Consider the following 9357-nt stretch of genomic DNA (forward strand, 5'->3'; position numbering starts at 1 on the left):
ATAATCCGGTTCATGAATTACCTCGTCGCCATTGCATTTCTGGCCATCATCGCCAGCCTCGGATCCGCACTGTTTTTCATGTTGAAGGGCGGCAGCGGCAGCAAGGCCAAAGGCGGCAACATGGCACGCGCGCTGGCCTTTCGCGTCGGCTTTTCAATTGTGCTGTTTGTCTGCATCCTGATCGCCTGGAAAATGGGCTACATCCAGCCCACCGGCATCGCGGCGGGCAAATAAAAAAGACCGCAACAGCGGCCTCCACTCACAATTCGGCGTAGCGAGAGCTTGTCAGCCGAGGCGCGGGTGGCCGGAAACCGGAGTGGACTTCAGGTCCATGAGGATTTCCGGACGGGCCCCGCAACGACGGATCACGAGCTCGCAGTAGCCGTCACATCACAGCCAGTAGACGAGAATGTACAGGCCCAACCAGACCACATCCACAAAGTGCCAGTACCAGGCCGCACCTTCAAAACCGAAGTGACGGTCTGCCGTGAAATGCCCTTTTTGCAGGCGAAGCGTGATGAACAGCAGCATCAGCATGCCGACAAACACGTGAAAGCCGTGAAAGCCTGTCAACATGAAAAAGGTTGATCCGTACACGCCAGACGAGAGTTTCAGGTTCAGCTCGGAGTAGGCATGAAAGTACTCGTAGCCCTGCACACACAGGAAGATGATGCCGAGCAGCACGGTCATCCACATGAACGCAATCGTCTTGCCGCGGTGGTTTTCACGCAGCGCATGGTGAGCGATGGTCAGCGTGACGCCGGAACTCAGCAGCAGGGCCGTGTTGATGGTGGGCAGCCAGAAGGGACCCATGGTTGTGAAGGGTTCAATGATGTCGGCCGGTGAACCGGTCACGCCAGCAGCCACACTGGGCCAGACCGCCTTGAAATCGGGCCAGAGCAAGGCGTTTTCCAGGCTGCCCAGCGCAGGCACCGAGTGCACACGTGCCCACCACAGGGCCGTGAAAAAAGCCCCGAAGAACATCACTTCCGAGAAAATGAACCAGCTCATGCTCCAGCGGTAGGACAGGTCGATCTTGTGGCCGTAAAGCCCGCCTTCGCTTTCGCTGACCGCGGCACGAAACCAGAAAAACAGCACGCCCAGCCACCAGGCCAGGCCAAACGCGAGCGAGTAAGCGCCCCAGCCCGCGCCGTTGATCCACTGCCCCGCGCCTAAAAAGAGGAAAAACAGGCCGATGGCCGCCATCACCGGGTAAGCCGAAGGCGCCGGGACGAAGTAATACGGGGTTCCTGCATGTGCTGCTGAAGACATTTCCAACTCCTGTTTCGCTAAATTCTCAAATTCAATAATCAAAGCCTGGCGGACACCCTGCAGGCTATTTACCCACCACCCAGGTGGCCAGAAGAATCAGGCCGCCGACAAAAACAAGCACCCCAACCAGGCCAACCACAACGATGTGGACCGGGTTGAGCTGCTGCACATCCTTCTCGTAGTCACCCCGGGTGCGCAGGCCGACAAACGACCAGCTCACCGCCTTGATGGTGCGCCAGAGGGAGCCTTTGCGCTGCGTGACCGGCGTGGTCATACGCCGGACTCACGCGCGGGCCGCGCCAGATCCACGGCGGCAACAGGCCCGGCTGCCGGCGCGGTCGGGGTTTTCCCGCCGACTTCAAAAAATGTGTACGACAGCGTGATAGTGGTCACGTCCTTGGACAACTTGGGGTCGATCACAAACACCACCGGCCACTGCTTCTTCTCGCCCGGCGCCAGCGTGTACTGGCTGAAGCAGAAGCATTCGAGCTTGTTGAAGTGCGCGCCGGCCTGCACTGGCGCGTAGCTCGGAATGGCCTGTGCCGACATCGTGCGGTTCTGCACATTCTGGAACTCGTACATCACCGTCATCAATTCGCCCGGATGCACCTGCAGCGAACGCTGCGCCGGCTTGAACATCCAGGGACCGCGTGCGTTCGCGTCAAACTCGACCGTGATGCTGCGGCTCGTATCGACCTGCGTGTTGGCTGACAGCTTTGGCGTCGCGCCAGGAATCTGCCGGTCGCCCAGCGCCAGGATGTTGATGCCGGTCATCTCGCAGATGGCCTTGTAAATCGGCACCAGCGCATAACCGAAGGCAAACATGCCAAGCACGATCACGCCCAGCTTGCCCACCATCCGGAAATTTTCGCGCTTCAGGCCCATGCGTCAGCCTTTGCCAAAAAAGACCAGCTTGGCCATGAAGCCCAGGAAAAACACCACCGCAATCGAGGCGAAGATCAGCCCCAGCCGCAGGTTGTTCTTTTTCTGTTCAGGTGTCATGGCGCGCAGGTTTTCTTCGAACGGATCAATAGCCGATCACTTTGGTCGCTGTGGCGTCCAGGCGGGGCGGTGTCTCAAAGGTGTGGAAGGGTGCGGGCGATGCCACTTCCCACTCGAGGCCTTCAGCGCCTGCGCCGTCCGGATCGTTCCATGGACGCTGGGGAGCTTTTTCTCCCTTGCCGCGCATGGTGGGCAGGACCACGAAGAAGAAGAAATAGACCTGGGCAAAGCCGAAGAAGAAGGCACCCACGCTGGCAATCGCGTTGAAGTCTGCAAACTGCATCGGGTAGTCGGCGTAACGGCGCGGCATGCCGGCCAGACCCAGGAAGTGCATCGGGAAGAAGGTCACGTTGAAGGAAATCAGCGACCACCAGAAGTGGATCTTGCCGCGCTTCTCGTTGTACATCACGCCGGTCCACTTGGGCGACCAGTAGTAGTAGCCGGCAAACAGCGCATACAAAGAGCCTGCCACGAGCACGTAGTGGAAGTGGGCCACCACGTAATAGGTGTCCTGCACCTGGATGTCAATCGGCGCGACCGCCAGGATCAGGCCGGTGAAGCCGCCCATGGTGAACACGAAGATGAAGCCGACGGCAAACAGCATCGGTGTTTCGAAGGTCATGGAGCCCTTCCACATCGTCGCGATCCAGTTGAAGATCTTCACGCCGGTCGGCACGGCAATCAGCATGGTCGAGTACATGAAGAAGAGCTGGCCGGTCACCGGCATGCCGGTGGTGAACATGTGGTGCGCCCACACGACAAAGCTCAGGATGGCGATGGAGCCGGTGGCGTACACCATGGAGGCGTAGCCGAACAGGCGCTTGCGGGCAAAGGCCGGGATGATCTGGCTGATGATGCCGAAGGCCGGCAGGATCATGATGTAGACCTCGGGGTGGCCGAAGAACCAGAAGATGTGCTGGAACATCACCGGATCGCCGCCGCCGGCGGGGTTGAAGAAGCTGGTGCCGAAATGGCGGTCGGTCAGCGTCATGGTGATGGCGCCGGCGAGCACAGGCATCACGGCGATCAGCAGGTAGGCGGTGATCAGCCAGGTCCAGCAGAACATCGGCATCTTCATCAGCGTCATGCCGGGAGCGCGCATGTTCAGGATGGTCACGATGATGTTGATCGAACCCATGATCGACGAAGCGCCGAGAATGTGCAGCGCAAAGATACCGGCATCCATGGACGGGCCCATTTGCAGCGACAGCGGCGCATACAGCGTCCAGCCACCCGCCGGAGCGCCACCGGGCATGAAAAAGGAACCCGCGATCATCAGGCCGGCAGGAATCAACAACCAGAAGCTGAAGTTGTTCATGCGGGCAAACGCCATGTCGGCCGCGCCGATCTGCAGCGGAATCATCCAGTTCGCGAAACCGACAAAGGCCGGCATGATGGCGCCGAACACCATGATCAGGCCATGCATGGTCGTCAACTGGTTGAACAGCTCGGGGTTGACCAGTTGCAGGCCGGGCTGAAACAGTTCGGCCCGGATGCCCAGAGCCAGCACGCCACCGAACATCAGCATCGTGAAGCTGAACAGCAGGTAGAGCGTGCCGATGTCCTTGTGGTTGGTCGCGAATACCCAGCGACGCCAGCCCGTTGGGGCATGGTCGTGGTCGTCATGCGCGTGATCGTGATGGTCTAGAACTGCACTCATCTTGGCTTCCTTTGGTGGCTTGTGCCTGTAGCTTTGTCTTTGCAGCGGACCGGGTGTTGCGCCGGCCGCTTGTGGATCTGCGGAGGTGAATCGGCTTATTTGCGCGCGGCCAGCACTTCAGCGGGCTGCACAATATCTCCGGTCTGATTCGACCAGTTGTTCTTGGTGTAGGTAGCCACTGCGGCCAGATCGGTATCGCTCAAGGCCTTCCACGAAGGCATCGCACCGCCGACGGCTCCATTAAGCAGGACCTGGATCTGTTTGCCATGGTCTTTGTCGAGCACGATGGCCGAACCGTCCAGCGGCTTGATCGGGCCCGCGCCCTTGCCGGTGGCTTGATGGCAGGCCGCACAATTGGCCGCATAGACTTTTTCGCCGCGGGCCTTGAGTTCAGGCAGCGCCCACACCTTGGCAGGATCATCGGCCTTGGCGGCGGCTTCCTTGAGCTTGACGCCAGCCCACTTGCTGTAGTCTTCGGCGGAGAGGACTTTCACGTGGATGGGCATGTAGGCGTGCTCCTTGCCGCACAGCTCGGCACACTGCCCGTAATAGTCGCCGACTTTTTCAGCGCGGAACCAGGTGTCGCGGACAAAGCCCGGAATGGCGTCCTGCTTGATGCCGAAGGCCGGCACCATGAACGCGTGGATCACGTCGTTGGCAGTGGTGATGATGCGGATTTTCCGGTCGACAGGCACCACGAGCGGGTTGTCCACCTTGAGCAGGTAGTCGTCGGGGGCATCGCCTTTTTTCGGGCCGCCGTTGTTGGACATTTCGCGCTGCGTGCTGTCCAGCGCAGAGATAAAACCAATGCCTTCGCCTTCGCCCTTGATGTAGTCGTAACCCCATTTCCACTGCATGCCGGTGGCCTTGATGGTCAGGTCAGCACCCGTCGTATCTTTGGCGGCGACCAGCACCTTGGTGGCCGGCAGGGCCATCAGGATCACGATGACGAAGGGAACGATGGTCCAGATGATCTCGACGGTGGCGGACTCGTGGAAGTTGGCAGCCTTGTGACCGACGGACTTGCGGTGCTTCCAGATGGAATAGAACATCACGCCAAACACCGCCAGGAAAATGACCAGACAGATGATCATCATGAACCAGTGCAGCCAGTGCTGCTCTTGCGCGATCCTGGTCGCGGCCGGGTGCAGGTTGAGCTGGTTGACCGCCGGGCCGCCTGGAAGGTCGTTGACGGCGTAGGCCGCTGTGCTCAGCCAGGCGGCCGACAGGGCCGTGACAGCAGCCAGCTTGCGGCCGGCGTGCAGGATCAGGGACTTCAAAACTTCGACTGCGTGCTTCATGCCTGACCCTGTTGTTGTGCGTACGTTCATCGTGATCACTTTTATTGCCTCAATTACCGACTGATTAAGCGCTTGATTATAAAGACAGCCCCGACACCATCCGGACAGCCCCGGCCTGGCACGATGCCGCCCGGGCCAACTCAACACCCACGCAATGCGTGACGGATCTCCCGGGCCAATGCCGGCCGCAGTTCGGGGCGCACATGCCGCCCCACCCTGACCGAACGGCCCTGACCCGACACCTCGATCAGCGAGCCATCCCCGTTTCTGGGCTCGACACGAACCCATTCGCGGTTGAACTCTGCCCGCTCAAGACGCCCCGCATTCTCGAGCTCCACCACCAGTTGACCGCCCTGCAGGACAATACGTTCACCGTCCGTCGCATGGCGGGCATAGACCCGGAACGCCGCTCCCACCACCACCAGCTCCAGCCACGCGAAAGGCATCACCATCGTGGCACCCTGCGACCAGAAGAATCCGGCAATGCCCAGCGAAACCACACACAGCGAAACATACAGCCCCAACAGCTGCGCCGGCGTCACGGAGCAGTTCCGCTTGAGCAGCCACTGAACTGCCTGCTGTCCCTGACCGCTCTGGCCGGGTGCTCTGGCAAATCGAAACGATGGGGTGGTGTGCAACACGAAACAACTTTGACGCTGATCAAACACTTTCGGCTGCCAGCTGTGTAGGATAGCCAAAATTCGAGTCTGGATTGTAGCCGGGTTTGTTTTGCGCAAAGCCGCCACACGGGCGAATCCCGACTGTTCTGTCTGTGTCCCACAGGCCTCAGGAAATGCCACGTGAGCCCTGCAGCATGGCGCGCATGTCCTGCACTGACACCGCACTCATGGGGCTGACCCTGACTTTGGGCTGCGCCTTGAGCGCATGACCATAAATGACCTCGAAGGTCAGCATCAGCCGGCCATCGCTCTGGCGCGGCAAACGCTCGAGCGCCTGCAACAGGCGTGCCTTCCAGGCACGTCCGCGCAGGCCGGCAAAACGCGCGGGGTGGAAGTTGCGGCCCAGCTCGCGCAACTCCTGCAACAGGCGCTGTGGTGTCTCGTAGGTCAGCGTGATGCGCTCCATGTCCATCACGGGTTCGGCAAAACCGGTCTGCACCAGCATGTCGCCCCAGTCGTGCATGTCCGTCAGTTCGTGGCCGGCCGGCGGCCAGCCCAGCGCCCGGTAGACCTCGCGCAACTCGCGTGCGCTGTCCGGACCCAGGCAGGAAAACATCAGAAAGCCCCCGACCTTGAGTGCCCGATGCCACTGCGCCAGCAAGTCCTGCGGATCGGCGGCCTCATGCAGCGCCATGTTGGCCCAGAGCATGTCCACCCCGGCTGGCGGCGGGGCCTCGACATGCATGGCTGGCGCCGTCCAGCGCTTCGGACTCCACCACGGTTTTGCTATTTTTTTGATAGCTTCCTGCACAAACTCCTGCTGGGCCTCGACCACAAAACATTCGGCATCCGGATAACGGTCGGCGAGGTGCCGATGCGCCTGCAGGCCCCCGCGCACCGCCCCCCAGTGGGCCCAGGCCTGCGACTTGAGCCTGATCCACTGCAACCGGTCCAGCATGCGCTGCGCCACTTCCTCATGCAGCCAGGGCGATGCCGCCGGCGCCACGCGTTGCCAGCGGGCAACAGCTATCGGATCCAGAGTGGGTGGGCGGTCGTTGGGCATCAGAAGAGGGACATGGAGAAAATCAGGCAGGCAGAGCGACGAGTATATTGACACGATGTCGTTGCGCCTGACCACACCGGCTTTCTTGACACTGCAAAATCTGGCCAGCCAGTGCGCGGTGTGCCACAGCTGGCCAGCGCGCCGTGTCTGCCCGGCCTGCGTCGCGCGTTTCGGCCAGCCGGCGGCGCGTTGCAGCACCTGCGCGATCAGCCTGGTCAGCGGCCAGGCCCAATGCGCCACCTGCGTAAGGCAGCCGCAGCCGCTGGACGCGTGTTTTGCCGCCGTGACCTATGCCTATCCCTGGTCGAAACTGATGGCCGTCTACAAATTCGGCCAGGACCCGGCGTGGGCCGCGGTGTTCGCCGGTTTGCTTCTGCGCACACCCGGCGTCCCCGGGCGGCTCGCAGCCCTGCAGCCCGGTGACTGGCTGCTTCCCATGCCCCTGTCGGCCGAACGCCTGCAGACACGCGGTTTCAACCAGTCCTGGGAACTGGCCAAGGCACTGGCCGGCCAAAGCGGCACGTCCGCGCGCCCCGACGCCCGGCTGCTGCTGCGTATCAGGAACACGCCACCCCAGTCCCAACTCAAGCGCGAAGCGCGGCTGCAGAACGTCAGGGGTGCATTTGTCGTCGATCCCCTGCGCGCAGGCGAACTGGCAGGCCGCAACGTACTGCTGGTCGATGACGTGATGACCAGCGGCGCATCCCTGTTTGCGGCCGCACGGGCCCTGCGCGAGGCTGGCGCCGTCGGCGTCAGCGGCTTGGTAGTCGCTCGTACCGAAGCCAGCTAGGGCAGCGACACGCGACAATCAGGCGATGTTCAATATCGTTCTGGTCGAGCCCGAAATCCCCCCCAACACCGGCAACGTGATCCGTCTGGCGGCCAACACCGGCTGCCGCCTGCATCTGGTGGAGCCGCTGGGGTTTTCGATGGACGACAAACACATGCGCCGTGCCGGGCTGGACTACCACGAGTACGCCGAGCTCAAACGCCATGCCGACTGGCCCGCTTTTCTGGTCACCGAGCAGCCCGACCCGCAAAGAATGTTTGCCCTCACGACTCGCGGTACAAGACTGGTGCACGACACCGTTTTCGCACCGGGCGATTGGCTGGTGTTTGGCGCGGAGACCCGGGGTCTGGCCCCCGAGGTGCGTGAGCTGTTTGCGCCGGCGCAACGTCTGAAACTGCCCATGCAGCTCGGTCAGCGCAGCCTGAACCTGTCCAACGCCGTGGCCGTCACGGTGTTTGAAGCCTGGCGGCAAAACCACTTTGCCACGCCCGGCGCGCCTGGTTAGGCGGCGGGATCACCCGCCTTGTCTTCGCCCCTGGAGGGCCAGGTGCGCTCGGCCTCGGCGGCTTTCAGCCGGGTCTGCTCAATCAGGAACTCCATGAACACCCGGGCCCGCGCCGGCACGTATTTGCGGCTGGGCAGGGCCGCGTACAGCGTGAACCGGCCGGTGATCCAGGGCGCCAGCACGCGCCGCAGCTGCCCGTCGCGCAGGTAATTGGCCACCAGGTCCAGCGGCTGCGCGCTGATGCCAGTGCCGTCCAGCGTGGCGCGCAGCAGGGTGTCGCTGTGGTTGGCCATCATCACGGGTTTGACCTCCACGGCCACCTCCCGGTCATCTTCCTCGGGGTTGATCAATTGCCACTCGCGCTGGCGGATACCCGCCTGGCTGAGCCTGAGCAGGGCGTGGTTCTTCAGGTCGTCCGGCTGCCGCGGCGTGCCTGCACTGCGCAGGTAGCGCGGTGAAGCACACAGGAGGCCCTCTGAAACAATCACCGGACGCGCCACCACGTTGGCGTCATACAGCCGGCCGGCGCCCAGAATTGTCAGGTCGTAATCCTCGATCGGCGGCACCAGCGGCGAGTCCACCGTGATGTCCAGCACCACCTTGGGATAACGGCGGCGAAACTCGGCCACCAGAGGCGCAATGATGTGCACCGCCATCACGGGCTGCGTGTGAATACGCAGCAGGCCGGCCAGTTCGTCGGTTTGCTGGCGCGTGGAAGCCTCGGCCTGGTCCACGTCGTTGAGGATGTGCCGCACCCGCTGCAGGTAGGACTGCCCTGCCTCGGTCAACGACAGCTTGCGGGTGGTGCGCTGCAGCAGACGGGCCCCCAGGTGCTGCTCCAGGTCCGTGATCAGGCGGGTCATCACGGCCGGCGACATGTCCAGCGTTCTGGCGGCGGCGGCAAACCCGCCGTCGTCCACGACTTGCTGGAAGGCACGCATGGATAAAAGTCGGTCCATGGGGTAAGTACTTAGTAAATCAAGCCCTTATTATTCCATAAACAGCAATTACCAATTGATTTAATAGCTATTTTTCTTTGTTGTCAGCAACAGTAAAGTTCATACATCGATGAGCCGCAACCAATAAACGACTCACCGAGGCTGGACAGACGGGGATCAAAAAGCCCGCCATGCCCGGAAATGTT

General features: G+C 61.8%; 12 protein-coding genes. 3 read left to right on the forward strand and 9 right to left on the reverse strand.

The annotated features are described in order from the left end of the window. The first annotated feature begins 12 nt into the window (after positions 1-12). Complete coding sequence (locus B7X65_RS14165) at positions 13-234, forward strand: twin transmembrane helix small protein (RefSeq protein ID WP_293594942.1); 222 nt, start codon at positions 13-15, stop codon at positions 232-234. A gap of 156 nt (positions 235-390) precedes the next feature. On the opposite strand, the gene B7X65_RS14170 is transcribed toward B7X65_RS14165, so the two are convergent. From B7X65_RS14170 to B7X65_RS14205, 8 genes are all read right to left on the reverse strand, one after another. Next, complete coding sequence (locus B7X65_RS14170) at positions 391-1272, reverse strand: cytochrome c oxidase subunit 3 (protein WP_293594943.1); 882 nt, start codon at positions 1270-1272, stop codon at positions 391-393. Positions 1273-1336: 64 nt separating this feature from the next. Further along, positions 1337-1546 (reverse strand): DUF2970 domain-containing protein, encoded by a 210-nt coding sequence (locus tag B7X65_RS14175; RefSeq protein WP_293594944.1) that lies wholly within the window; start codon positions 1544-1546, stop codon positions 1337-1339. After that, a complete protein-coding gene (locus B7X65_RS14180; RefSeq protein ID WP_293594945.1) occupies positions 1543-2157 on the reverse strand; it encodes a cytochrome c oxidase assembly protein in 615 nt (204 codons plus the stop codon). The genes B7X65_RS14175 and B7X65_RS14180 overlap by 4 nt, the downstream gene beginning before the upstream one ends. A gap of 3 nt (positions 2158-2160) precedes the next feature. Beyond that, entirely contained in the window at positions 2161-2274 is a 114-nt protein-coding gene (locus B7X65_RS14185; RefSeq protein ID WP_293594946.1) for a cytochrome oxidase small assembly protein, read from the reverse strand. 25 nt (positions 2275-2299) lie between these two features. Then, a complete protein-coding gene (ctaD, locus tag B7X65_RS14190) occupies positions 2300-3934 on the reverse strand; it encodes a cytochrome c oxidase subunit I (RefSeq protein ID WP_293594947.1) in 1635 nt (544 codons plus the stop codon). Positions 3935-4029: 95 nt separating this feature from the next. Further along, positions 4030-5235 (reverse strand): cytochrome c oxidase subunit II, encoded by a 1206-nt coding sequence (gene coxB, locus B7X65_RS14195; RefSeq protein ID WP_293594948.1) that lies wholly within the window; start codon positions 5233-5235, stop codon positions 4030-4032. A 140-nt stretch (positions 5236-5375) separates the two neighbouring features. Beyond that, complete coding sequence (locus B7X65_RS14200) at positions 5376-5876, reverse strand: DUF2244 domain-containing protein (protein ID WP_293594949.1); 501 nt, start codon at positions 5874-5876, stop codon at positions 5376-5378. Positions 5877-6021: 145 nt separating this feature from the next. Continuing rightward, entirely contained in the window at positions 6022-6918 is an 897-nt protein-coding gene (locus tag B7X65_RS14205) for a methyltransferase domain-containing protein (protein ID WP_293594950.1), read from the reverse strand. A gap of 55 nt (positions 6919-6973) precedes the next feature. Between B7X65_RS14205 and B7X65_RS14210 the strand changes: the two genes are divergently transcribed. Both B7X65_RS14210 and B7X65_RS14215 read left to right on the forward strand, forming a co-directional pair. Beyond that, positions 6974-7708 carry a ComF family protein gene (locus B7X65_RS14210; protein WP_293594951.1) on the forward strand — a complete coding sequence of 245 codons (735 nt, stop codon included), beginning with the start codon at positions 6974-6976 and terminating at the stop codon, positions 7706-7708. 25 nt (positions 7709-7733) lie between these two features. Beyond that, a complete protein-coding gene (locus tag B7X65_RS14215; protein ID WP_293594952.1) occupies positions 7734-8213 on the forward strand; it encodes a tRNA (cytidine(34)-2'-O)-methyltransferase in 480 nt (159 codons plus the stop codon). Here B7X65_RS14215 and B7X65_RS14220 read toward each other — a convergent pair. Beyond that, positions 8210-9172, reverse strand: coding sequence for a LysR family transcriptional regulator (locus B7X65_RS14220; RefSeq protein ID WP_293594953.1), 963 nt, complete (start codon positions 9170-9172; stop codon positions 8210-8212). The two genes, B7X65_RS14215 and B7X65_RS14220, sit on opposite strands and share 4 nt — an antisense overlap. Positions 9173-9357 lie beyond the last annotated feature (185 nt).

Origin of the sequence: Polaromonas sp. 39-63-25 (genome assembly GCF_002278925.1) — a bacterium.
In the GTDB taxonomy this organism is placed as follows: domain Bacteria; phylum Pseudomonadota; class Gammaproteobacteria; order Burkholderiales; family Burkholderiaceae_C; genus Polaromonas.

What these genes read in the sequence shown, in the direction of transcription:
- B7X65_RS14185 (WP_293594946.1), bottom strand. Translation starts at nt 2,274, where the DNA reads ATGACACCTGAACAGAAAAAGAACAACCTGCGGCTGGGGCTGATCTTC.
- coxB (WP_293594948.1), bottom strand. Translation starts at nt 5,235, where the DNA reads ATGAAGCACGCAGTCGAAGTTTTGAAGTCCCTGATCCTGCACGCCGGC.
- B7X65_RS14165 (WP_293594942.1), top strand. Translation starts at nt 13, where the DNA reads ATGAATTACCTCGTCGCCATTGCATTTCTGGCCATCATCGCCAGCCTC.
- B7X65_RS14180 (WP_293594945.1), bottom strand. Translation starts at nt 2,157, where the DNA reads ATGGGCCTGAAGCGCGAAAATTTCCGGATGGTGGGCAAGCTGGGCGTG.
- B7X65_RS14175 (WP_293594944.1), bottom strand. Translation starts at nt 1,546, where the DNA reads ATGACCACGCCGGTCACGCAGCGCAAAGGCTCCCTCTGGCGCACCATC.
- B7X65_RS14205 (WP_293594950.1), bottom strand. Translation starts at nt 6,918, where the DNA reads ATGCCCAACGACCGCCCACCCACTCTGGATCCGATAGCTGTTGCCCGC.
- B7X65_RS14220 (WP_293594953.1), bottom strand. Translation starts at nt 9,172, where the DNA reads ATGGACCGACTTTTATCCATGCGTGCCTTCCAGCAAGTCGTGGACGAC.
- B7X65_RS14210 (WP_293594951.1), top strand. Translation starts at nt 6,974, where the DNA reads ATGTCGTTGCGCCTGACCACACCGGCTTTCTTGACACTGCAAAATCTG.
- B7X65_RS14215 (WP_293594952.1), top strand. Translation starts at nt 7,734, where the DNA reads ATGTTCAATATCGTTCTGGTCGAGCCCGAAATCCCCCCCAACACCGGC.
- B7X65_RS14170 (WP_293594943.1), bottom strand. Translation starts at nt 1,272, where the DNA reads ATGTCTTCAGCAGCACATGCAGGAACCCCGTATTACTTCGTCCCGGCG.
- ctaD (WP_293594947.1), bottom strand. Translation starts at nt 3,934, where the DNA reads ATGAGTGCAGTTCTAGACCATCACGATCACGCGCATGACGACCACGAC.